General features: G+C 62.0%; 23 protein-coding genes and 1 tRNA gene. 14 read left to right on the forward strand and 10 right to left on the reverse strand.

Translation table 11 applies throughout. The features are described from left to right. Both AC0L2H_RS19135 and AC0L2H_RS19140 read right to left on the reverse strand, forming a co-directional pair. On the reverse strand, positions 1-510 hold the full coding sequence (locus tag AC0L2H_RS19135) for a DUF192 domain-containing protein (RefSeq protein WP_473591676.1): 510 nt from the start codon (positions 508-510) through the stop codon (positions 1-3). A 25-nt stretch (positions 511-535) separates the two neighbouring features. Further along, the gene (locus tag AC0L2H_RS19140; RefSeq protein WP_097577476.1) at positions 536-1,132 is read right to left on the reverse strand and encodes a cold-shock protein; all 597 of its coding nucleotides are present in this window, start codon (positions 1,130-1,132) and stop codon (positions 536-538) included. Positions 1,133-1,327: 195 nt separating this feature from the next. On the opposite strand from AC0L2H_RS19140, the gene gloA reads away from it, so the two are divergent. Beyond that, positions 1,328-1,768, forward strand: a complete 441-nt coding sequence (gene gloA / locus AC0L2H_RS19145; protein ID WP_473591677.1) for a lactoylglutathione lyase — start codon at positions 1,328-1,330, stop codon at positions 1,766-1,768. Between the two features lie 56 nt (positions 1,769-1,824). Here gloA and AC0L2H_RS19150 read toward each other — a convergent pair whose 3' ends face one another. Then, positions 1,825-2,385, reverse strand: a complete 561-nt coding sequence (locus AC0L2H_RS19150) for a DUF1697 domain-containing protein (protein ID WP_473591678.1) — start codon at positions 2,383-2,385, stop codon at positions 1,825-1,827. Between the two features lie 13 nt (positions 2,386-2,398). Continuing rightward, positions 2,399-3,655, reverse strand: a complete 1,257-nt coding sequence (gene ilvA / locus AC0L2H_RS19155) for a threonine ammonia-lyase IlvA (RefSeq protein WP_473591679.1) — start codon at positions 3,653-3,655, stop codon at positions 2,399-2,401. Between the two features lie 355 nt (positions 3,656-4,010). Between ilvA and AC0L2H_RS19160 the strand changes: the two genes are divergently transcribed. Beyond that, positions 4,011-5,042 (forward strand): alpha/beta hydrolase, encoded by a 1,032-nt coding sequence (locus AC0L2H_RS19160; RefSeq protein ID WP_473591902.1) that lies wholly within the window; start codon positions 4,011-4,013, stop codon positions 5,040-5,042. A gap of 120 nt (positions 5,043-5,162) precedes the next feature. Continuing rightward, positions 5,163-6,320, forward strand: coding sequence for an alpha/beta hydrolase (locus AC0L2H_RS19165; protein WP_473591680.1), 1,158 nt, complete (start codon positions 5,163-5,165; stop codon positions 6,318-6,320). A 14-nt stretch (positions 6,321-6,334) separates the two neighbouring features. Here the strand turns inward: AC0L2H_RS19165 and ade are convergent, their stop codons facing one another. After that, positions 6,335-8,140: an adenine deaminase gene (ade, locus tag AC0L2H_RS19170; RefSeq protein ID WP_473591681.1), complete on the reverse strand. Its 1,806-nt coding sequence runs from the start codon at positions 8,138-8,140 to the stop codon at positions 6,335-6,337. Positions 8,141-8,440: 300 nt separating this feature from the next. Between ade and AC0L2H_RS19175 the strand changes: the two genes are divergently transcribed. Beyond that, positions 8,441-9,292, forward strand: a complete 852-nt coding sequence (locus AC0L2H_RS19175) for an alpha/beta fold hydrolase (RefSeq protein WP_473591682.1) — start codon at positions 8,441-8,443, stop codon at positions 9,290-9,292. Between the two features lie 126 nt (positions 9,293-9,418). Continuing rightward, positions 9,419-10,084: an outer membrane protein gene (locus AC0L2H_RS19180; RefSeq protein ID WP_473591683.1), complete on the forward strand. Its 666-nt coding sequence runs from the start codon at positions 9,419-9,421 to the stop codon at positions 10,082-10,084. Between the two features lie 358 nt (positions 10,085-10,442). Here AC0L2H_RS19180 and AC0L2H_RS19185 read toward each other — a convergent pair whose 3' ends face one another. Beyond that, the gene (locus tag AC0L2H_RS19185) at positions 10,443-10,763 is read right to left on the reverse strand and encodes a hypothetical protein (RefSeq protein WP_473591684.1); all 321 of its coding nucleotides are present in this window, start codon (positions 10,761-10,763) and stop codon (positions 10,443-10,445) included. Positions 10,764-11,237: 474 nt separating this feature from the next. Here AC0L2H_RS19185 and AC0L2H_RS19190 point away from each other — a divergent pair. Then, a tRNA-Leu gene (locus tag AC0L2H_RS19190) sits at positions 11,238-11,323 on the forward strand. 288 nt (positions 11,324-11,611) lie between these two features. After that, positions 11,612-12,115, forward strand: coding sequence for a DUF6790 family protein (locus tag AC0L2H_RS19195; RefSeq protein WP_473591685.1), 504 nt, complete (start codon positions 11,612-11,614; stop codon positions 12,113-12,115). A 127-nt stretch (positions 12,116-12,242) separates the two neighbouring features. Here the strand turns inward: AC0L2H_RS19195 and AC0L2H_RS19200 are convergent, their stop codons facing one another. The 4 genes from AC0L2H_RS19200 to AC0L2H_RS19215 form a co-directional block, all read right to left on the reverse strand. Further along, positions 12,243-12,428: a hypothetical protein gene (locus AC0L2H_RS19200; RefSeq protein WP_473591686.1), complete on the reverse strand. Its 186-nt coding sequence runs from the start codon at positions 12,426-12,428 to the stop codon at positions 12,243-12,245. Positions 12,429-12,649: 221 nt separating this feature from the next. Beyond that, positions 12,650-12,928 (reverse strand): hypothetical protein, encoded by a 279-nt coding sequence (locus AC0L2H_RS19205; protein ID WP_473591687.1) that lies wholly within the window; start codon positions 12,926-12,928, stop codon positions 12,650-12,652. A gap of 136 nt (positions 12,929-13,064) precedes the next feature. Beyond that, the gene (locus AC0L2H_RS19210; RefSeq protein ID WP_473591688.1) at positions 13,065-14,027 is read right to left on the reverse strand and encodes an ATP-grasp fold amidoligase family protein; all 963 of its coding nucleotides are present in this window, start codon (positions 14,025-14,027) and stop codon (positions 13,065-13,067) included. Between the two features lie 30 nt (positions 14,028-14,057). After that, a complete protein-coding gene (locus AC0L2H_RS19215; protein ID WP_473591689.1) occupies positions 14,058-14,636 on the reverse strand; it encodes an NUDIX domain-containing protein in 579 nt (192 codons plus the stop codon). Positions 14,637-14,851: 215 nt separating this feature from the next. Between AC0L2H_RS19215 and AC0L2H_RS19220 the strand changes: the two genes are divergently transcribed. From AC0L2H_RS19220 to AC0L2H_RS19250, 7 genes are all read left to right on the forward strand, one after another. Further along, positions 14,852-15,955: an NADH:flavin oxidoreductase/NADH oxidase gene (locus AC0L2H_RS19220; protein ID WP_473591690.1), complete on the forward strand. Its 1,104-nt coding sequence runs from the start codon at positions 14,852-14,854 to the stop codon at positions 15,953-15,955. A 154-nt stretch (positions 15,956-16,109) separates the two neighbouring features. Next, positions 16,110-16,595 carry a DUF982 domain-containing protein gene (locus AC0L2H_RS19225; RefSeq protein WP_473591691.1) on the forward strand — a complete coding sequence of 162 codons (486 nt, stop codon included), beginning with the start codon at positions 16,110-16,112 and terminating at the stop codon, positions 16,593-16,595. 30 nt (positions 16,596-16,625) lie between these two features. After that, positions 16,626-16,865, forward strand: a complete 240-nt coding sequence (locus AC0L2H_RS19230; protein ID WP_006333070.1) for a DUF2188 domain-containing protein — start codon at positions 16,626-16,628, stop codon at positions 16,863-16,865. Positions 16,866-17,149: 284 nt separating this feature from the next. Next, positions 17,150-18,235, forward strand: a complete 1,086-nt coding sequence (locus tag AC0L2H_RS19235) for an ABC transporter ATP-binding protein (protein WP_473591692.1) — start codon at positions 17,150-17,152, stop codon at positions 18,233-18,235. Between the two features lie 34 nt (positions 18,236-18,269). Beyond that, entirely contained in the window at positions 18,270-19,595 is a 1,326-nt protein-coding gene (locus AC0L2H_RS19240; RefSeq protein WP_473591693.1) for an ABC transporter substrate-binding protein, read from the forward strand. Positions 19,596-19,800: 205 nt separating this feature from the next. Next, positions 19,801-20,652 carry a carbohydrate ABC transporter permease gene (locus AC0L2H_RS19245; protein ID WP_425351625.1) on the forward strand — a complete coding sequence of 284 codons (852 nt, stop codon included), beginning with the start codon at positions 19,801-19,803 and terminating at the stop codon, positions 20,650-20,652. A 1-nt stretch (position 20,653) separates the two neighbouring features. After that, on the forward strand, positions 20,654-21,562 hold the full coding sequence (locus AC0L2H_RS19250) for a carbohydrate ABC transporter permease (protein ID WP_473591694.1): 909 nt from the start codon (positions 20,654-20,656) through the stop codon (positions 21,560-21,562). The last annotated feature ends 58 nt before the right edge of the window (positions 21,563-21,620 follow it).

Genomic DNA, 21,620 nt, shown 5'->3' on the forward strand with positions numbered 1-21,620 from the left:
TCATTTGCTCCCGCCGATTGCCGGGTGGCGCAACAGGTCGCCATCCCCGATGCCCTCCCTGGCAGCCGTGCCCGCCTTGAACTCGAGCACGAAACGCACGGGCACGCCGGGCGAGATGATCGCCTCGGATTGCGGCTCACCTTGCTTGATCGCCCGTATCCTGCCGTCCTGGCCGACGAAGATCAGGTCGAGCGGCAGCGGCGTATTCTTCATCCAGAAATTCACTTCCCTGGGCGCCTCGAACACGAACAACATGCCGTGATCGTCGGCCATCTGTTCGCGAAACATCAGGCCGGCCTCGCGCTCGGCGGAGGTGTCGGCGACCTCGATGGAGAAAGAGCGTTCCCCGCTCTTGGTCACCGCAATCAGCGGCTGCGGGTCGACGGGAAGGATCATCGCCCGGCCATCGGCCGAGGTCGGCTGCTGCGAATAGAAGAAAGCGCCGGCGGCGACGATGACGGCAATTGCGGCGCAGAGCGCGCTCGCCGTCAGCCAGTTCCTGTGAGCCATCCAAAGTCCTCGGCCGGAAATCGTCCTAATGTGAAACCGGCAAGGTCCCCATATCAGGGTGAATTTCGGCAGCCATAAGGCCTTTGTCACCGCGCCCGAAACGGACCAGCACGACCTGACCGGGCCTGAGCTCGGTGATGCCGTAGCGACGCAGCGTCTCCATATGGACGAAAATGTCCTCGGTGCCCTCGCCCCTTGTCAGGAAACCGAACCCCTTGGTGCGGTTGAACCATTTGACCAGCGCCCGTTCGAGGCCGCTTTCCGGCGTGACCGAGACATGCGTGCGCTGATCCTGCATTTCGGCGGGATGGATCGCCGTGCTGACATCCATCGAGAGCACGCGGAACGCCTGCAAGCCGCGCTCGCCCTGCTTGACGAGGCAAACGACGCGCGCGCCTTCCAGCGCCGTCTGGAAGCCGTCCTTGCGAAGACAGGTCACGTGAAGGAGAATATCGCCTGAAGAGCCGTCATCAGGGAGAATGAAACCGTAGCCCTTGGCCACGTCGAACCATTTGATGGCGCCCGCAATCTCAACGAGATCGGCCGCATCGCCCCTCTCGTCCCGATTCAAGGCGTCGCTACCGGTCCCGTCCCGCCCCATGAAAGAGGCTTTTTCCCCCATAAGAACGCCCCCTCTTGCCAAGAACACCACAACTGATTCTTGACATGAGATTAACACCGCGGCTTCCCAAGTGTGCAAGACCTGACGTGCCTTTTTTCACGGTTCCATACAGGAATACCCGATTTGTTGCAGCGATTGCCCTTTGGCCGGGCGGCCCCTATGTTCCCCCGCAACGCAACAATTCGAGGAAATCACATGCGCTACCTCCACACCATGGTCCGCGTCGCCGACATCGATGCCTCACTCGATTTTTACTGCAACAAGCTCGGGCTCAAGGAAGTGCGCCGCCATGAAAACGAACAGGGGCGCTTCACGCTGATCTTCCTCGCCGCGTCCGAAGACGAGCAAAGCGGCATTGCCGACAAGGCGCCGCTGATCGAGCTGACCTACAATTGGGATCCGGAAGATTACAAGGGCGGCCGCAATTTCGGCCACCTCGCCTATGAGGTCGACGACATATACGCGACCTGCCAGCGCCTGATGGACAAGGGCGTCACCATCAACCGGCCGCCGCGCGACGGCAACATGGCCTTCGTCAGGTCGCCGGACGGCATCTCGATCGAGCTTTTACAGAAAGGTCCGGCCAAGGCCAAAGCCGAGCCTTGGGCCTCGATGGCGAACACCGGAGCCTGGTAAGCGATCACCTCGTCGGGAGCGGCTATGGGCGCCCAGGCCGCGTAAATGGCCTGAGCTCAGTTGTCGCCGGCCTTGCCGGCCATTTCCAGCAGCGTCAGGACCGTGCGCCAGTTGCGGGCGGTGCCAGGCACTTTGAGGGTGCGTGGAATAAGATTGGCGAAAACCGATTTGCCGAGCCCGTGCGGGGCGTGCAGGTAAAGCACGTCGCCTTTGATCTCAAAACTCTCGGGACCTGTGCATTTTTCGGCCAGCCGCGCGATCTCGTCGGCGGTTGGCTGGCGCTCGAGCACATAGGCGTGCAGCTTTGTCGGCTCTGCCGCGACATCCGGGTAGGGATTTTCCTTCACCAGCCGCTCGAACCAGCCGAGATCGCGCACCATGATGCGGGAATGGAACCCCCACTTCTTCTCGAAGGCGGCTTCCAGCTGTTTGGTCAGACTGGCGGCGTCGCCCTTTCGCGCCCGAAAAACTGCGTTGCCGCTTTGCACGTAGGTGGCGACATCGGCAAAGCCGAGTTCTCCAAGGAACGATTTCAGCTCCGCCATTTTGACGATGCGATTGCCGCCGACATTGATGCCGGAAAACAGCGCGACGAAGACCTTTCCCCGGTCGCTCATCCGACCTGGCCGCTCATATGATGAATCCCGCCAGCGTCTCGTTGTCGGTAATGTCCTGATACTGAACGCCCTCGGTGTCGAAGTTCGCCTTGAGCAGATCGAAATTGCGGCGGTCCCTGGTCTCGATGCCGATCAGCACCGAGCCGAAATTGCGCGCCGATTTCTTCAGATATTCGAAGCGGGCGATGTCGTCGTCGGGTCCGAGCATTTCGAGGAAGTCGCGCAATGCGCCCGGCCGTTGCGGAAAACGGATGATGAAGTATTTCTTCAACCCTTCGAAGCGCAGCGCCCTTTCCTTCACATCCGGCAGCCGCTCGAAGTCGAAATTGCCGCCTGAAACCACGGCGACGATGGTCTTGCCCCTGATTTCCTTCTTCGAAAAATCCTTCAGTGCGTCGATCGCCAACGCGCCGGCCGGCTCAAGCACCACGCCTTCGACGTTGAGCATCTCGATCATGGTCGCGCAGAGCCGGTTTTCCGGAATGAGCCGCACCGCATCGGCGGGAAATTCCTTGAGATGGCGCAGCGGCTCGCGGCCGATCTCGGCCACCGCCGCGCCGTCGACGAAATTGTCGACCTTGGCGAGCCTGATGCGTTTGCCGCTGGCGAGGCTTTCCTTCAGGCTCGGCGCGCCGGCCGGCTCGCAGAAAACAAAGCGCGCCTCGCGGCGCTGGTCGGCGAAATAATGCGTGACGCCAGCGGCCAGACCGCCACCGCCGACCGGCAGCATGATGATATCAGGCATGCGCGCGCCCGGCATCTGGTCCGATATCTCGTAGGCGACAGTCGCCTGTCCTTCGATGATGTCCCTGTGGTCGAAAGGCGGCACCATGTGCGCGCGTGAGCTTTCGGTGAATTCCAGGGCGGCGCGGTAGCAGTCGTCGAAGAAATCGCCGACCAGTCTGATCTCGACGAATTCACCGCCGAACAGCCGCGTCTTGTCGATCTTTTGCTGTGGCGTCGTCACCGGCATGAAGACCACGCCTCGTTTGCCGAAATGGCGGCAGACGAAGGCAAAGCCCTGCGCATGGTTGCCGGCTGAAGCGCAGACGAACAGCTCGGCATCGTTGCCGGCGGCGAGCGTCTTGCGGAAGAAGTTGAAGGCGCCCCTGATCTTGTAGGAGCGGACCGGCGACAGGTCTTCACGTTTCAACAGTACGCGCGCGCCGGTCTTCTTCGACAGATAGTCGTTTTCCTGCAGCGGCGTCTGCGGGAAGATCTGCCGGATCGCGGCGGCGGCGATGGCGACGCGAGAAGAAAAACTGTTCATGGCAGGATCATCCGGGATCGCCTGTGCGCGCGTTTGATCTCCGCCTATTACACATCCGGCCTGGCAAAGCCATTGTCCGGCCATCCTGCATGCCCGCCAAAGGCATTCTCGGAATCCTTGCAAGCGCTTGCAGGCGTTTGTTCATGCCAGGCGGCCTTCCTGCCGCCGCTCTGGCTTTCGCGCAACAGTGCGATGGCTGTCGCCGGACGCTGATCGGATTTCCGCTGGACACGACTTACTTCCGCCGCACTTCGCCTGTCCGGGAGGTGTCGCGGGGGTAGATGGGCCTTTCGGCCGGAGTTGGAATTTCTAAGTGCGTTTGAAGACGATTTGCATTTTTGCGCTTGCCTTGCTGATGGCAGGCTGCGGTGGCCGGCAAACCGAGGAACTGCTCGGCAGCGCCATCGTGTCCGCGCCGGTGACGGAAATTGCCGGCAACCACTCGATCTTCATCGCCACGACGCGCAAGCGCTCCGACGACCCCAACAAGGTTTTCGACGGCGAGCGTTCGGCCACGCTGAATTACGCCCGCGTCAATGTCACGGTGCCGGGAATCCATCAGGCCGGCCAGATCGAACGGCGCTCGCGCGGCAAGTCGAACGACCCGGCGAAGTATTTCATGGCCTCCGAGGTCGTCGGCTACGACACCCAGCCGCAATTCTCCAGCGCGCTCAACGCCGATATCGCGGCGCGCGGCGGCCGCGTCATGGTCTTCGTGCATGGCTACAACACCGGCTTCGACAGCGCCGTCTACCGCCTCACCCAGATCGTCCACGATTCCGGTTATCCCGGCACGCCGGTGCTGTTTTCCTGGGCGTCGGGCGCCAAGACCACGGACTATGTCTACGACAAGGAAAGCGCAAGTGCCGCCCGCGACCAGCTGGAGGTGACGCTGAGGATGCTTGCCCAGACCGGGGCGCGCCGCATCGACGTCGTCGCCCATTCGCTGGGAACCTGGGTGACCATGGAAGCGCTGCGCCAGCTCGCCATTACCGGCGACCGCGATCTCGGCGGCAAGCTCGGCGACGTGGTGCTGGCCTCGCCCGATATCGATGTCGACGTGTTCAAGAGCCAGATGCGCCGCTACGGCAAGCCGGACAAGCCGTTCATCCTGCTGCTGTCCGATGACGACCGGGCGCTGAGACTCTCCGGCCTGATTGCCGGCGCGCGGCCACGCGTCGGCGACTACAAGGACGCCGCCGACCTTGCCTCCTACGGCGTGACCGTCGTCGACCTTTCCAGCGTCAAGGGATCGGATCGCTTCAACCACAACAAGTTCGCCGACAATCCGGAGCTGGTAAAGATGATTGGCCAGCGGCTGCGCGAGGATGACGGCTTTGCCAGCGACCGGGAAGTGACCGATCGCATCAACCTGCTGACGCAGTAAGCCCCCGTCGTGGGGTGTTCACGATTGCCGCACCATCACTTTCAACTGGACCGGGCCGGACACTGCCTTTATCGAAACAGTTCAAGACATAGTGACCCCCCAGCGGGAGCCGGCGCGACCGTGCGTTCGAAGATTTTCATCGTCGTTGCGTTCGCGCTCGCCGTCACCGGCTGCGCCGGCCGCAATACACACGACCTTCTCAACAAGACGACAGTCGCGGCCCCGGCCTCCGACATCGCAGCCACACATGAGATTTTCGTGGCTACCACCCGCCAGAAGGCGACCAAAGATCCGCGACAGGTGTTCAACGGCGATCGCTCGCTGACCACCAGCTATGCCAGCGTCGATGTGACCGTTCCCAAGGTTCATCAGGTCGGCGCCATCGAGCGTGCCAGGGGCTCCGCCAACAGCAACCCGGTGAAGGATTTCACCGCCACCGGCGTCACTTATTACGAGGGCGCGCCGCAATTCGCCAAGGCGGTCGGCGCCGACATCGCCATGCGCGGCGATCGGGCCCTGGTTTTCGTGCATGGTTTCAACAATGGCTTCGACGACGGCATCTACCGGCTGACGCAGATTGCGCATGACACCAAATATCCCGGCACTCCGGTGTTGTTCTCCTGGGCGTCGAGCGGCAAGACCACCGGCTACATCTACGACAAGGAAAGCGCCAACGCCGCGCGCGACGATCTCGAAGCGACGCTGCGAATGCTCGCAAAAACACGGGCCAAAAGCATCGACATCATCGCCCATTCGATGGGAAACTGGGTGACGATGGAGGCGCTGCGCCAGCTCGCCATCACCGGCGATCGCGATCTTGGCGGGAAGTTGGGCTATGTCGTCCTGGCCTCGCCGGACATCGATGTCGACGTGTTCAAGAAACAGATGATCCGCTACGGCAAACCCGACAAGCCGTTCGCCATCCTGCTTTCCGCCGACGATCGGGCGCTCAAGCTGTCGTCGCTGATCTCGGGCGACAAGCCGCGCGTCGGCGACTATGGCGATGCGGCCGACCTGGCCAGCTATGGCGTGTCCGTGGTCGACCTCAGCCAGACCAAGGGCGGCGACCGGTTGAACCATGCCAAGTTCGCGGACAACCCGATCCTGGTGCAATTGCTGGGTGATCGCCTGCGCGCACCGGCCGGCCTGGCTTCGGACGAACCGGATCCGGCACAGCTCAACAATCTCGGCGAAGGCCTCGGCAAGGCCGTCGGCTCGGTTGCCGAGATCGTCATCACGACGCCGTTCAAGGTGCTGACCATCGCCACTGGGGGATAACCGCCGTCGGGTGTTCAGACGAACAGGTCGACTTTCCGGAAGGTCGTCACGTCGATCAGGCCGACATCGGAAATCCTCAGTTCCGGGATGACGACCAGCGCCAGCAGCGAATGCTGCATGTAGGCGTTGTTGAGCGAACAGCCCATCTTGCGCATGGCGTCGGTGAGCTTGTCCGCCTTGGCGGCGACGATTTCAGCGCGTTCGTCCGACATCAGCCCGGCAATCGGCATTTCGACCAGCGCCAGTTCCTTACCCCCGGAGAACAGCACCACGCCGCCGCCGACCTCGCCCAGCCGGTTGACCGCCAGCGCCATGTCCTGCTTGTTGGTGCCGACGACGATGATGTGGTGCGCATCATGCGCCACGCTGGAGGCCATGGCGCAATCGCCGATATAGCCGAAGCCGGAGACGAAAGCGTTGGTGACGCCGCCCGTGCCCCTGTGGCGCTCGACCAGCGCGATCTGGCAGACATCGTTGCGGCGGTCCATGGCAACCAGCCCATCCTCGACCGGAAGGTCGGCTTCCAGCGCGCGCGTCGGCGCCTGGTTCTCGATCACGCCGATGACGCGCACCCGCACCTCGTTGGCGCCCTTGGGGGCGGCGATGTCGAAATCCCCGGCCTTCAGCTTCTTGCCGAGCTTGACGGTGTTCCTGGCCGTTCCGGGATAGTCATAGGCCGGAATGTCGATTTCGAGCTTGCCGCCCTTGGCCAGCCTGACGCCGCGGGCATAGACCTCGTCGATGGTCATTGCCGCCAGATCGGAAACGATGAGGATGTCGGCGAGCCGGCCCGGCGCGATCGAACCGATCTCGCGCTCCAGCCTGAAATGCTGGGCGGTGTTGAGCGTCGCCATCTGGATCGCCGTCACCGGCTTCAAGCCTTGTCGAATGGCGTGGCGGACCACCCGGTCCATATGGCCTTCGTGAACAAGCGTGCCGGAATGGCTGTCGTCGGTGCACAGGATGAAGTTGCGCGGATCGAGCCCGCTCTCCGTCACCGCCTTGATCTGCGAGGCAACGTCGTACCAGGCGGAGCCCAGCCGCAGCATCGCCTTCATGCCCTGGCGGACGCGGGCGATGGCGTCCTCGGCGCGCGTGCCCTCGTGATCGTCCTCGGGGCCGCCGGCGACATAGCCGTGGAACGGCAGGCCGAGATCGCGAGAGGCGTAATGCCCGCCGACTGTCTTGCCCGCCCTCACCGTGGCGGCGATCTCGCCCGCCATCACCGGATCGTTGGCGGCGACGCCGGGAAAATTCATCACCTCGCCGAGACCGATGATGTTTTCCCACGTCATCGCTTCAGTGACATCGGCGACCGTCAGCTCGGCGCCGGCATGCTCCAGCCCCGGCGCGGAGGGCACGCAGGACGGCATCTGCACATGGACGTTGACCGGCATGGCGACCGCCTCGTCATGCATCAGCCGTACGCCCGGCAAGCCCAGTACATTGGCGATTTCATGCGGATCGATGAACATCGAAGTGGTGCCGTGCGGGATGACGGCGCGGCAGAACTCCGTCACCGTCACCATGCCGCTCTCGACATGCATATGCGCGTCGCAAAGGCCCGGCACCAGATAGCGCCCGCCGGCATCGACCACTTTCGTGCCCTGGCCGATGGCATGGCCGGCATTCGGGCCGCAATAGGCAAAGCGGCCACCGGCGATGGCGATATCGGTGCCGGCGATGATCTCGCCGGAATGGACGTTGACCCAGCGCCCGTTGCGGATGACGAGATCGGCGGGCTTGCGGCCCATCGCGACATCGACCAGATGCGTCGCCATTTCGGCCCAGGGCCTGGGTTTGGTCCCGGTCTTCGGCATGGAGGGACTCCTGTTTGTTCGACTGTGCCAAGCCGCTGGCGTTTTGACCAGCGAGATCAGCGGATCGCGCGTGAGGCCTTCCCTTCCCCCCGAGAGAGAGCAAGGCGATTGCCCCTGTCGCCAGTCGAAACCCGTTGCATTGTGACGGTAGTCATGCTAGGATTTTATACCTAGAACTGATTTGCACCAGCCCCCGCCCGCCGAAGCAGGTTTCGTTTCAGGTCGGGCGCCGCCCCTTCGTTGACTTGCCACCTTAAAAAGACGTTCAATCAACAGTCCGAAATCTCCGTGAGGAAAGCCATGATCCGGCACCTGAAAGCGCTCGCCTTCGTTACCCTGTTCCTGATCGCGGCCGGCCATGCATCCGCCGAGGAACGCTGGCAGACCTTGCCGGAGCCAGTTGCCATGCCCAAGTCCGAGCAAAGCGGCTACGCACCGGTCAACGGCATCGAGATGTACTACGCCGTTTTCGGCGCGGGCGACCCGGTGCTGCTGATCCATGGCGGCCTCGGCCATGCCGATATCTGGGCGAGCCAGGTGGCCACCCTGTCCAAGACCCACAAGGTGATCGTCGCCGACAGCCGCGGCCACGGCCGTTCGACCCGTACGGATCAGCCCTTCGGTTACGATTTGATGGCATCGGACTATCTGGCGCTGCTGGACTATCTGAAGATCGACAAGACGGCGCTGGTCGGCTGGAGCGACGGCGGCATTATCGGCCTCGACATCGCGCTTCACCATCCCGAGCGGCTGACGAGGCTGTATGCGCAGGCGGCCAACGTCACCACCGATGGCCTCGATCCCGGCGTGATGACAGACAAGATTTTCGGCGCCTACATCGTGCGTTCCGGCAAGGATTATGCCCGGCTTTCCAAGACGCCTGGCGAATACGACGCCTTCGTCGCGCAGATCAGCCACATGTGGGAGACGCAACCGGCCTGGACCAAAGAACAGCTCGGCAAGATCACGACGCCGACGGCCATAGTCGCCGGCGATCATGACGAAGCGATCAAGCGCATGCACACCGACTACATGGCCTCGGTCATCCCTGGCGCCAAGGAGATCATCCTGCCCAATGCCAGCCATTTCGCCATGCTGCAGGCGCCGGACGAATACAGCCAGTCGGTGCTCGATTTCATCGACGCCAAATAGGGGCACGCCTTTTTCAAGCCCAACGAAGCGTCCACTGTCGGCCTGCAACAAATGCGATTCCGTTTTGCGGCAAATCACGCTACCTTCAGTTGAAGGATTGTTCTGGACCGAGGTTCGGGGAGATCGATGCGTCGCCTCACGCTCGCAAGCGCTGGATTTCTGATCGCTCTGGCCGGGCCGGCTTTTGCCGCCGACCCGACGAGCAATCTGCCGATGACCGCGCCCGGATTCGACTGGACCGGCTATTATGCCGGTCTGCAGGCCGGATATGGATGGGGCAGCTCCGACATAAGGGGAACGGAAGGCGAGCCATTTTCCGGCGCGCCGGACCTTGATGGCGGCTTCATCGGCGGCCATGTCGCCGGCCTCTGGCAATTCGATCACGCGGTGATCGGCGCTGTGGCCGAGCTCAACTATTCCGCGATCGACGGCAGCGCCGAGGCAGAGCCGGGAAATTCATTAGGCACCGACGTCAAGTGGTTCGGCTCCGTGAACGCCAAGGCCGGTTATGCCATGGACCGTGTGCTGGTCTACGGCGTTGGCGGCGTCGCCTTTGCCGGCATCGAAACGTCACAAAATGCCGGCACGGCTTTTGCCAAAACGGAAACGACCGCCGGCTGGACGATCGGCGCCGGCGTCGACTTTGCCCTGACCGACAAATTCGTCGTCGGCGCGCAGTACCGCTACTACGATTTCGGCAAGGAACATTACGACGCGCCGGACGATTTTCTCAACCGCGACCAGGACGTGAAGCTGCATACGCTGGGCGTCAACCTGAACTACAAGTTCTGATCGTTTGCTTCGCCAGGATCGCCGGGATAACCAGCCGTCGCGCTTACGCGAAATGCATCAGGGGTGTTGAGATTCAAGTGGTTCCAGCCTGCATGTAGTTCCCTGCGTTTGCGGCCCGCCAATTGTTGATCTTAGCGCCGCCCCTCATCGCCCTGCCGGGCACTTCTCCCCGTATAGTGACGGGGAGAAGGGGGCTGGCCGCAGCCTCGGCACCATTCCTGGAACGTTGGAGATTGGCGAAATCATCGATGGGAGCGCCCCTCTCCCCGTCACTATACGGGCAGAGGATGCCGGCAGGCAGGTGAGGGGCAGCGCTAACGCTCGAAAAGGTCTAAGTAGGCCTGAATCTCAACACACCTTAGTGAAGCGTTGGCGAATGGCCGGGACGGAAACCTTTCAACGCGGCGGCTATGCCACGCATCAAGACGCGATCGGGAAGGACAAGGATGGGGTCATTGTCCGCGACGCCGCAGATTGGCAGGACCTTGTAGTCGCCCTCGAATGGCAAACCGTCGCCATTAGCGTAGAAATCGAGATTCGGGAAACACCCCTTCAAGAACGATTCGACCTCGCGCAAGGCTGCCTGGGAGCGGAATTCCGTACCGGACGGCGCCAGGACAACGAAGCTGTTGACTTCGGCGCTTGCGGATGACGGCGAGATATCGATCGTGGACTGCATTGGACCTGTCCGGTTGGAGCCCTCATTCTTTTCGGCACGAGGCGAGAGTCAATCATTGTACGGCAAGATATCCACAACACAAAAAACCCGCGCCTCCGGGAGAGGCGCGGGCAGACCAAGCCCCCTGCCCGATCTACAACAGCGCTTGAAAGGCGCGCCGGCGGGGACAGCCAGCGAGCCGGGTCTGTTGAGGTCGGTAGGGACCAGCGTACATCCATGTCTCTTCCATGCTCCGGCACATCAGCCGAACAGATGAAAAGACTCCATCCTTGCAGGAAATGCCGGCCGATCGGAGCAGACCAACCCTGGATCGAGGCCTCTCTTGAACCAGATTTTGGTAGCGTGCATGGAAGGCAAAGGACGGCCGAAAGGCCACTGATGCATGAAAAGAGAGAGCTTTTTTGCACAGCGCTTTTCCGGGGCTGCACAACGGCAATTGACGAAATCGCCTAAGTAGTTGAAACGAAAGAGCCTGCGGACGTGGCGGAATTGGTAGACGCAAGGGACTTAAAATCCCTCGATCTCTGATCGTACGGGTTCGATTCCCGTCGTCCGCACCAGTATCGAGCTCGACAGGGCGAGCACAGGAATATCGCGATGACCGCATGGACATCGCCGCCAACAAGCCTAGGTCGTGTGGACAAACCTGATCCAGATGCGGATCGTTGCGAGTTGCACGAAGCTAAGGAAGCTGGACGCGAGCTTGTGGTGCCACCTGCTCCACAAAGCACGGCAGGGTTCGGCAATTCCAGCGCACGCCAAGCCGCTCAGTGTACGTTGATAACCTCTCAGCTTTGTGTTGTTATCCATGCGGCCGCGCGTTACCGCCGCTGCCGAAAAGGAAACGCATGGTCAACGTCGTCCTGGTGCTTCTGAGCATGCTGCTACCATTGCTGCATCTGACATTCACCAAAGGGCCCTGGACGCACCGAAATATCCTGCGCCTGTTCCTCGTCTATGCATTCGTGTTTGACGTTGGCGCCGTCGGCTTCATCTTCGGCTTCATCCCGCACGTCTTCTTCGCCGACGCGGCGGCAAAGCTGATTGGCTGGCCGCCCGGCAATCCATTCCAATTCGAGGTCGGGCTGCACGACGGCGCCTGGGGCATCCTTGGCTTTCTGTGCGTCTTCATCGGCGGTGGGTTCTGGCTGGCGACCGCGCTCGGTTGGTCGTTCTTCATGCTGGGCGCAGCCTACGGGCATGTGCACCAGCTGCTCGTCGAGGGCGATTTCGCTCCATACAATCTCATGCCGGCATTTACCGATACGTTCATCCCGTTATGGCTGCTCGGACTGCTCTATGCCTATTATCGCAGCGGCGGCCTTGAGGGCTTGTTGCGCCGAGAACGTTGAGACGCGGCGGTATCGTGCGGTTGGTCGCTGTCGTTACAATTGCCACAACTTGTTTTTATGCAAGTCGTTACCGCAAAACCGCTGCACACTTTTGCGCGACATGCATTAGTGCCGCGCTCGACCGTCTTCATACATACTGCAGAAGAAGTTCGGGCACCTGCTCGATAGCAACGGTATCGCCCGGGATCGGGGCGAACCCCTGCATTGCCGCGTCGGAAAATACGTGAAAGCCTTGGAGCAAACGCGCGATTTGCACGATGTGACGCGCCAGATCATCAAAAACGCTATCGGCGTTTTTGAGAAGTACAATCACGTGCGAAACAATCAGTCTAGCGCATGACAATGAACTGCTCGACAAGGCTGAGGCGCGGTTTGTCTATGACAGTGACCGCGTTCTTAAGGTTCGTCAAAACGATCGAAGCAAATCGCTATGGCACATAATCGTCCGATTGCAGCGGCCGGCGCGCCATGTCTCGCGAGCACCGATTGTTTTGACGTCCTCGGCCTGATGGCCTCTCCCAGAGTCCGCCGCGCTTACTTGATGTAAACGAGCACGTAGCGGTTGTTATAGGGCTGGTAGTATTTCGTACCGCATTTCCAGACGACGATCCCGCCGCTGTAGGTGGTCTTCACGCATCCTTTGGGCAGAGTGTTGATGTAGACGGTCGTTCTCTGGATGACGACCGTCTTTGCCTCTGCCGTGCCGACAAAGCGGGTTCCCGAGATGCCATCCAAACCGTTGCCGGCAAACGAGAATATTGCGAGCATGCCGCAAACGGCCGCTACGCGGCCGAACGAACCGCGATTGATCATGGATGTCCCCTTTCCCTGCTGACGCTCATCGAGCCTAGCAGGAATGAGGAACAGTCACAACGGAGCTAAATTAGCTCCTGCTAACTATATGGGTTTGATTTCTGCCCGCACCGGCAACAATGGCGGCAGTTCGTGGTCAGATGTGGCCGGCGGCGGCAAGGGCTGCCCGGTGCCAGCGTGCAAACAGGCCCGGTGGGAAATTCAGATAGCGGGACGCGGCAATGTTCCAACGCGCGCCCAGCTCACGATCGAAGGCCGGCGGGTCGAATTGCTGCAGGCCGCTGCGGGGATAGATCGTGAATTCTCCAAAGACCGGTTCGCCCGCATCTTCGTAGAAATCGACCCGTATCATGTCGAATTCGCCGCCCAGCGCCTCGGCCGCCTCGACCATGCGCGAAAAGCTTTGCGGCCTGGCAATCTCCAGCGTCGCGTCGATGCCGCCCTGGGCAACCGCCAGCCGCCGCCAGTCGCGATCGAAAAGCGCCGTCTTGCGGACGCTCGAGCGGAAGGCGGTGACCACGACAAGAGCGACACGGCCGGCGACCACATTGAATTTGTAGTCGATGGGCTGATAGCCCTGATCCTTGCCGATCAGCGCCTCGACGAAGACCTTGCGCGTGATATGGGCATAGCCGCGTTCCAGCTTGCGGTCGCCATAGGTCTCGCCGAGATGCCGGCTCATGTCGGCAATGATTGCGCCGCTGTCGGCCTGAGCGGGATCCGCAACGACGGCATTCATGGCACAGCCGTGATTGCATTTGACGATGTAGGGGACTTTCAATCCGCCGAAGGGAATGTCGCGCGGATTGTCGCCTTGCCACAGCACTGCCGGGACATGCAGCCAGGGGAGCCGACCCCTGACGAACTCCTTGGCTTGCAGCTTGTCGAGGACGATCGCGAAACGCGGGTCGTCATCGAAAATCTTGCGCCAATGTATCTTCTCCGTGAAGGTCGCCGGGGCAGCGAAGTTCGGCAGATGCCGCATCCTTTCGAAGAAGCGCTGGGTCAGGCGCCGGTAACGGACCAGCAGCGCAACATTCAAGACCAGGAGAAACGCCTTCGCGCCAAAGCGTTGCAGCCGGCCCGGTCGCCGGCGCACTCCCTCGCGATCTCCAGGCCCATGCATGGATCAAGCCCGGATCGGGTTCAGCTTCAGGTGCTGGATCAGGATGATCGTCTTGGCATCGACGATGCGGCCGTCAGCGATGCCGGCCAGGGCTTCGTCCAGCGGCATCTCCAGCACTTCGATGTCCTCGCCTTCATCCGGCGCGCCGCCACCGGCCGAGATGCGGTCGGCGGGCGAATAGCGCGCGGTGAAGAACCAGAGCCGCTCGGTCACGCTGCCGGGGCTCATGTAAGGCGCAAACAGCCGCTCCATATCCTTCAGGAGATAGCCGAGTTCCTCCTCGGCCTCCTTGCGGATGCAGGTTTCCGGATCGTTCTCGTCGAGCAGTCCGGCGCAGGCCTCGATCAATGGCTCGCGGTGGCCGGTGACATAGGCCGGATAGCGGAACTGCCGCACCAGGAGCACCGTCGAGCGCTGCGGGTCGTAAGGCAGGATCACCGCGCCGTCGCCGCGATCGTAGGTCTGGCGGATCTGCGTCTCCCATTGCCCGTCGCGCCGGCGATAATCGAGGATGGTCTTTTTCAGGACTGCCCAGTCGTCGGAGAGAATTTCCTCCGAACGGATGCGAATGCGATCTTCCATGAACGGGCTCCTGCTGCCGGCGCGAGGACTACGGCGCCGCGTGCCGCCTGGATGCAGAAAGGCTGCGGCGGCGGATTTCGGCCATGCGTTAGCCTCGAACCGATTTTTGCGCAATCCTGATAGTCATTGGTCCAGAGCGCGTTTCACCGCCTCGTGTCTGGCGCCGGCGCAATCCTTTGCCTAAATAGCGACAACCCCTCCCGGAGCCCATTTTGATGACCACATCCCTTTTCCAGCCGATCACGCTCGACGGCCTCACTTTCCCGAACCGCATAGCGGTGGCGCCGATGTGCCAGTATTCCGCCGATGACGGTTCGGCCGGCGACTGGCATCTGTATCACTGGATGAATCTCGCCATGTCCGGCGCCGGCATGGTCACGGTCGAGATGACCGACGTCGAGCGCCGCGGCCGCATCTCGCATGGCTGCCTCGGCCTTTATTCCGACGACAACGAGGCAGCCGCCCGGCGCACGCTGGACGCCGCAAAGCGCGTCGCCGCCCCCGGCACGAAATTCGGCACCCAGCTTGCCCATGCCGGCCGCAAGGCCTCCAACCAGAAACCATGGGAAGGCGGCGGACCGCTGAATCCGGATCAGGACCCGTGGCCGATCGTATCCGCCTCGGCAATCGCCTACGACACGGGCTGGCAGGTGCCGCGGGCGCTGGAAGACGAGGAGATCCTGCAAATCATCGAACGCTTCGCCGAGGCGGCCAGGCGTGCCGAACGCGCCGGCTTCGACTTCATCGAGCTGCACGCCGCGCACGGCTATCTGATCTTCCAGTTCCTGTCGCCGCTTTCCAACCAGCGCACCGACCGCTGGGGCGGCTCGCTGGAAAACCGCATGCGGTTTGCCGTCGAGATTGCCAAGGCGGTGAAAAAGGCCGTGCCGAAGCTGATGCTCGGCGCCCGCCTGTCGGTCAAGGAATGGGTCGATGGCGGCTTCGATGTCGAGGAGGCGATCGAGGTGGCGAAGGCGTTGAAGGCGGCGGGCGTGGCCTATCTCTGCTGCTCGAGCGGCGGCAATTCGCCCTTGCAGAAGCTGCCGACAGGCCCGGGCTACCAGGTGCATCTGGCGGAGGCGGTGCGCAAGGGCGCCGGCATCCCGACGCGGGCCGTCGGCCTGATAGACGATCCCAGGCAGGCCGAGGCGATCGTCGCCGACGGCCGCGCCGACATGGTGGCGCTGGCCCGCGCCTTTCTCGCCGACCCGCGCTGGGCGTGGCGCGCCGCGGCGACCTTCGGCGAGAAAATCCATCCGGCGCCACAGCTTGCGCGCTCGGTGACGACCATGCAGCACTGGATGAAGGCAGCGGGCTGACCGGCCCGTTTCCAATGGCTGCGGCCTCAATGACCGCTGCCCAGGGCAATCGCTTCAGCAAAAGCGGGCGCTCGACCGGCCAATTGTCGATGTCGGCGCCGCCCCTCATCCGCCTGCCGGCACCTTCTCCCCGTATGTGACGGGGAGAAGGGACTTGGCCGCAACTTCGGTGTTCTTTCCGCAGCGCTGGAGATTGGCGAAATACTCAGCGAAGGCTCCTTCTCCCCGTCACATACGGGGAGAAGTGCCCGGCAGGGCGATGAGGGGCGGCGCAGACCCGAAGCGATTGCTCTGGACCGCAGCTTTGAGACCTTTACGCCGAGGGCGTTGCAACCAAATCGGCCGCTCCGCGTTGGCGGCGATGGTGGACAACAAGCCGTTTGAAAAGCCAGTGGTGGTCGAACTTGGCCATGTCGGCAAATATCGCGAGATCCGCAGCACCCGGGAGGCGGCCGAGTGTCTGATGACGACCTGGCCGCTCAATCGCGGCCCTCGGCATCGCGATGCTCTCGACACTTGCCTCAAAGTGCTGGAAGGTTATCGTTCGACCGCGGATGCGCGTCGGGCACTGATCGAAGCGGCGAAGGAATCGGACGTACTGGTTCCCGACGAGAGATTGCCCGATGGCAGGCTGCATTGAGCAGATGAGGATTTTCAACCGGAGGACTTTATGGCGAAGCTGACTTACAAGATCGTCGAGCATGATGGGGGCTGGGCCTACAAGGTCGGCTCGACATTCTCCGAGACGTTTCCCAATCACCAGGACGCGCTGCGCGCCGCCGAGATCGCCTCGGCCGAGCAGCAGGTCGCCGGCACCACGGACGGTATCCAGTACGAGGACGCCGACGGCAAATGGCACGACGAACTGGCAGATGGCCGTGACCGGCCGCAAACGGAAGTTTCCGACTAAAGCGCGTCGCGTTCGGCCGGCCTCATGCGACGCGCTTTAGGTTTTTGTTTTTATGCATGTCGTTATCCCAAAACCGCTGCACACTTTTGCGCGACATGCATTAGACGGCGCCGTCCACGACCAGGACCAACGAAGAAAGGCGTTTGCCGCCGCCGCTTTACAGGCCGGTTTGGTAGCGCTACCGTCTGTTGCCGCGTGACCAGGGAGGAGCTTGGGATATCGCGGCCAGACAGGCAGCGGTTTCCTTCATAGGCATCGCAGGAAAGCAATCGGGGAGGAAATCGATGGCGTCTGTCGCGATCGGCGATGTCTACAAATCATTCGGGACCGTCGAGATTCTCCACGGTGTCAGCGTGGACATAGACGACGGCGAGTTCGTCACGCTGGTCGGACCGTCGGGCTGCGGAAAATCGACCCTTCTCAGGATGATCGCCGGCCTGGAAAAGATTTCGCGTGGCCAGATCGCGATCGGCGAGCGTGTCGTCAACAACGTAGCGCCAAAAGAACGCGACGTCGCGATGGTCTTCCAGAACTACGCGCTCTACCCGCATATGACCGTCGCCGAGAACATGGCGTTTTCGCTGATGCTCAAGGGCGTTTCGAAAGCCGAAAGCGGCGCCAGCGTCCAGCGCGCCGCCGAAATCCTCGGGCTGGTGCCGTTGCTGGCGCGCTATCCTCGCCAGCTTTCCGGCGGCCAGCGACAGCGTGTCGCCATGGGCCGGGCGATCGTGCGCGATCCGGCGGTCTTCCTGTTCGACGAGCCGCTGTCCAATCTCGACGCCAAGCTCAGGGTGCAGATGCGCGCCGAGATCAAGGAACTGCACCAGCGCCTGAAAACCACGACGGTCTATGTCACCCACGACCAGATCGAGGCGATGACCATGGCCGACAAGATCGTGGTCATGCATGACGGCCTGGTCGAGCAGATCGGGCCGCCGCTGGAACTCTATGACAGGCCGGATAACCTCTTTGTCGCCAGTTTCATCGGCTCGCCCGCCATGAACATGCTGCGGGGCGAAGTCACGACCGATGGTGGCTCGCCGTCGTTTCGCGGCTCCGGCGGTGTTTCAGTCCCGTTGGCCACAGCACTGTCCATCGGCAATGGCGAACCGGTGGTGCTGGGAATACGGCCCGAACATTTACGACTGTCCGACCAGGGGATTCCGGTCACCGTCGTGGTGGTCGAGCCAAGCGGATCGGAAGTGCAGGTCATCGGCCGGACGGAAGGGGGCGAAGAGATCGTCGCGAATTTCCGCGAGCGCCATTCCTTCACGCCGGGCGAGACCATACGGCTCACGGCCGAGCCTGGCCTCATTCATCTCTTCCACGGCGAAACCGGAAAGCGATTCAAGACGCGCAGCGAACAGTAAGAACCACGGCAACGAATAACAGGAGGAAACGAGCATGAAATTCACCAGACGTGACGTGATCCGCACCACCGCCGGCGCCGCGGCGGGAGTCCTGGGAAGCCGCTTCGTCGGCACTCCCGCCTTTGCCCAGGAGGGCTTGACATACAAGCCCGAGGACGGCGCCAAGCTGCGGATGCTGCGTTGGTCGCCCTTCGTACAGGGCGATGAGGACCAATGGCTGGCCAACACCAAGCGGTTCACCGAGGCGACAGGCGTCGAGGTTCGCGTCGACAAGGAAAGCTGGGAGGACATTCGCCCCAAGGCGGCGGTTGCCGCCAATGTCGGCTCCGGTCCAGATCTCATGCTGGTCTGGTTCGACGACCCGCATCAGTATCCCGACAAGCTGCACGACGTGACGGAACTGGGCGAGTATCTCGGCTCGAAATATGGCGGCTGGCACGACGGACCAAAGCAATATGCGACGCGGGAGGGAAAATTCCTCGGCCTGCCGCTGGCAACCATCGGCAATGCCATCGTCTATCGGGAAAGCTGGGTGAAGGAGGCCGGCTTCTCTGAGTTTCCGAAGGACACGGCAGGCCTCCTCGAGCTTTGCAAGGCGTTGCAGGCGAAGGGACATCCGGCCGGCTTCACGCACGGCCACGGCGTCGGCGACGGCAACAACTACGCTCACTGGCTGCTGTGGAGCCATGGCGGCCAGATGGTCGACGAGAGCGGCAAGGTGACGATCAACAGCCCGGAGACGCTGAAGGCGATCGAATATGCACAGGAGCTCTACAAGACCTTCATTCCCGGGACCGAGAGCTGGCTCGACGTGAACAACAACCGCGCCTTCCTGGCCGGCGAACTCAGCGTCATCGCCAACGGCATTTCCGCCTACAACACGGCCAAGATCAACAAGGACAATGATCCCAAACTGGCTGAAATGGCGAAGGATATACGCACGACCAACCTGCCGATCGGCCCTGTCGGGAAATCCGTCGAGTTGTTCCAGGTGACCACGGCCGTCATTTTCGACTACACGCCCTACCCCAATGCGGCCAAGGCTTACCTGCAGTTCATGTTCGAGGAACAGCAAATGGCGCAGTGGGTCACCTCCTCGGCCGGCTACTGCTGCCAGACACTCAAAGCCTTCGACAACAATCCTGTTTGGACGGCCGACCCGAACAATGCCGCTTACGCCAAGGCCTCGGCGACGCTGCGTCCCAATGGCTTTGCCGGGCCGCTCGGCTATGCCTCGGCGGCGACCATGGCCGACTATGTCCTGGTCGACATGTTCGCCAAGGCCGTGACCGGCCAGGCCACGCCGCAGGAGGCGATGGAAGAGGCAGAGAAGCGCGCAAACCGCTACTATCGCGTTTGATCGCAGCGCAGCCGGGCAGCCGCAACCGCGCTGCCCGGTCTGGTTCCGCAATCGCGTGGCGGCCGCTCGGGCCGCGATGCCACCAGACTTCATGAGGAGCCGTCCCATGGCCGTGCCGTCCGCTGCCGTTCAGCCGCGTTCTTCGCTCCTGTCGCGGAGCCTTTCGGCCTTGGCTGAAAGCCGGAACGCGCTTGGCTTCGGCTTCATGCTGCCGGCGGCGGCATTGCTGCTGGTCTTCCTGACTTATCCGCTCGGGCTCGGCGTCTGGCTCGGCTTCACCGATACCCGCATCGGCCGCCCCGGTATCTTCATAGGCATCGAAAACTATCAATATCTGTGGGATGACGCCGTCTTCTGGCTCTCCGTTTTCAACACCTTGCTCTACACGATCAGCGCCTCGATCCTGAAGTTCGTGCTCGGCCTGTGGCTGGCGCTCATCCTCAACCAGAACCTGCCTTTCAAATCGTTCTTCCGCGCGATCGTCCTGCTGCCGTGGGTGGTGCCGACAGTGCTGTCGGCCATCGCCTTCTGGTGGATCTACGATTCGCAGTTCTCCATTCTGTCCTGGGCGCTTATGGAAATGGGACTGATCGACCATCGCATCAATTTCCTCGGCGATCCGGAGAATGCGCGCGCCTCGGTCATCGCGGCCAATGTCTGGCGCGGCATTCCTTTCGTGGCCATCACGCTGCTTGCCGGCCTGCAGACGATCCCCCAGTCGCTCTACGAGGCCGCCACGCTCGACGGCGCCAGCCGCTGGCAATTGTTCCGCTATGTGACGCTGCCGCTGCTGACGCCGATCATCGCCATCACCATGACGTTTTCGGTGCTGTTCACCTTCACCGATTTCCAGCTGATCTATGTGCTGACCCGCGGCGGACCGGTGAATGCCACCCATCTGATGGCGACGCTGTCCTTTCAGCGCGGCATTTCCGGCGGCCAGCTTGGCGAGGGCGCCGCAATCGCGGTCGCCATGATCCCGTTCCTGCTGGCGGCGATCCTGTTCAGCTATTTCGGCCTGCAACGCCGCAAATGGCAGCAGGGCGGCGGAGACTGACATGGCTGAGATCAAGAGCGCCGCGATCAGGAAGACGAAACGTCCCGAACTCGACGAAGGCGGCATGGGCTACCTTCAGAGCCTGCCGCGGCGCGTGGTGACGGTCTATCTGCCGCTGCTGGTGTTCGTCATCGTGCTGCTGTTCCCGTTCTACTGGATGACGATCACCGCGGTTAAACCCAATCTCGAGATGACCGACTACGCCAATTTCAACCCGTTCTGGGTCGTGCATCCGACATTCGAGCACATCCGCTATCTCTTGTTCGACACGTCGTATCCGGGCTGGCTGCTCAACACGATCATCATCTCGACCGCCGCCACTTTCCTGTCGCTGCTGGCTGCGGTGTTTGCGGCCTATGCGATCGAACGGCTGCGGTTTTCCGGGGCGCGGCAGGTCGGCCTGGCGGTGTTCCTCGCCTATCTCGTGCCGCCCTCGATCCTGTTCATCCCGCTGTCGGTGATGGTGTTCAACCTTGGCCTTTACGACACGCCTTTCGCGCTGATCCTCACCTATCCGACCTTCCTGGTCCCCTTCTGCACGTGGCTGCTGATGGGCTACTTCCGCTCCATCCCGTTCGAGCTCGAGGAATGCGCGCTGATCGACGGCGCGAGCCGGTGGCAGATCCTCACCAAGATCGTGCTGCCGCTGTCGGTGCCCGGCCTGATTTCGGCCGGCATATTCGCCTTCACCCTGTCGTGGAACGAATTCATCTACGCCTTGACCTTCATCCAGTCGTCGGAAAACAAGACCGTGCCGGTCGGCGTGCTCACCGAGTTGGTACGCTCCGACGTCTATGAATGGGGGGCGCTGATGGCGGGGGCGCTGATCGGCTCGCTGCCGGTCGTTGTGCTTTATTCGTTCTTTGTCGAGCACTACGTTTCCTCGATGACCGGCGCGGTCAAGGAATAGCGGCTATATCCCTTCAAATCATGGGGCATCTCCCGGCGGCCGGGGCGCCCATGGAGGG

The sequence above is a fragment of the Mesorhizobium sp. WSM4871 genome, from assembly GCF_055811295.1.

Excerpts from the sequence above, each read along its gene's own strand:
- AC0L2H_RS19140 (WP_097577476.1), bottom strand. The coding sequence starts at position 1,132 with ATGGGGGAAAAAGCCTCTTTCATGGGGCGGGACGGGACCGGTAGCGAC.
- AC0L2H_RS19245 (WP_425351625.1), top strand. The coding sequence starts at position 19,801 with ATGCTGCCGGCGGCGGCATTGCTGCTGGTCTTCCTGACTTATCCGCTC.
- AC0L2H_RS19205 (WP_473591687.1), bottom strand. The coding sequence starts at position 12,928 with ATGATCAATCGCGGTTCGTTCGGCCGCGTAGCGGCCGTTTGCGGCATG.
- ade (WP_473591681.1), bottom strand. The coding sequence starts at position 8,140 with ATGCCGAAGACCGGGACCAAACCCAGGCCCTGGGCCGAAATGGCGACG.
- AC0L2H_RS19250 (WP_473591694.1), top strand. The coding sequence starts at position 20,654 with ATGGCTGAGATCAAGAGCGCCGCGATCAGGAAGACGAAACGTCCCGAA.
- AC0L2H_RS19185 (WP_473591684.1), bottom strand. The coding sequence starts at position 10,763 with ATGCAGTCCACGATCGATATCTCGCCGTCATCCGCAAGCGCCGAAGTC.
- AC0L2H_RS19135 (WP_473591676.1), bottom strand. The coding sequence starts at position 510 with ATGGCTCACAGGAACTGGCTGACGGCGAGCGCGCTCTGCGCCGCAATT.
- AC0L2H_RS19160 (WP_473591902.1), top strand. The coding sequence starts at position 4,011 with ATGGCAGGCTGCGGTGGCCGGCAAACCGAGGAACTGCTCGGCAGCGCC.
- AC0L2H_RS19180 (WP_473591683.1), top strand. The coding sequence starts at position 9,419 with ATGCGTCGCCTCACGCTCGCAAGCGCTGGATTTCTGATCGCTCTGGCC.
- AC0L2H_RS19235 (WP_473591692.1), top strand. The coding sequence starts at position 17,150 with ATGGCGTCTGTCGCGATCGGCGATGTCTACAAATCATTCGGGACCGTC.
- AC0L2H_RS19230 (WP_006333070.1), top strand. The coding sequence starts at position 16,626 with ATGGCGAAGCTGACTTACAAGATCGTCGAGCATGATGGGGGCTGGGCC.
- AC0L2H_RS19240 (WP_473591693.1), top strand. The coding sequence starts at position 18,270 with ATGAAATTCACCAGACGTGACGTGATCCGCACCACCGCCGGCGCCGCG.
- AC0L2H_RS19215 (WP_473591689.1), bottom strand. The coding sequence starts at position 14,636 with ATGGAAGATCGCATTCGCATCCGTTCGGAGGAAATTCTCTCCGACGAC.
- AC0L2H_RS19175 (WP_473591682.1), top strand. The coding sequence starts at position 8,441 with ATGATCCGGCACCTGAAAGCGCTCGCCTTCGTTACCCTGTTCCTGATC.
- ilvA (WP_473591679.1), bottom strand. The coding sequence starts at position 3,655 with ATGAACAGTTTTTCTTCTCGCGTCGCCATCGCCGCCGCCGCGATCCGG.
- AC0L2H_RS19150 (WP_473591678.1), bottom strand. The coding sequence starts at position 2,385 with ATGAGCGACCGGGGAAAGGTCTTCGTCGCGCTGTTTTCCGGCATCAAT.
- AC0L2H_RS19195 (WP_473591685.1), top strand. The coding sequence starts at position 11,612 with ATGGTCAACGTCGTCCTGGTGCTTCTGAGCATGCTGCTACCATTGCTG.
- AC0L2H_RS19220 (WP_473591690.1), top strand. The coding sequence starts at position 14,852 with ATGACCACATCCCTTTTCCAGCCGATCACGCTCGACGGCCTCACTTTC.
- gloA (WP_473591677.1), top strand. The coding sequence starts at position 1,328 with ATGCGCTACCTCCACACCATGGTCCGCGTCGCCGACATCGATGCCTCA.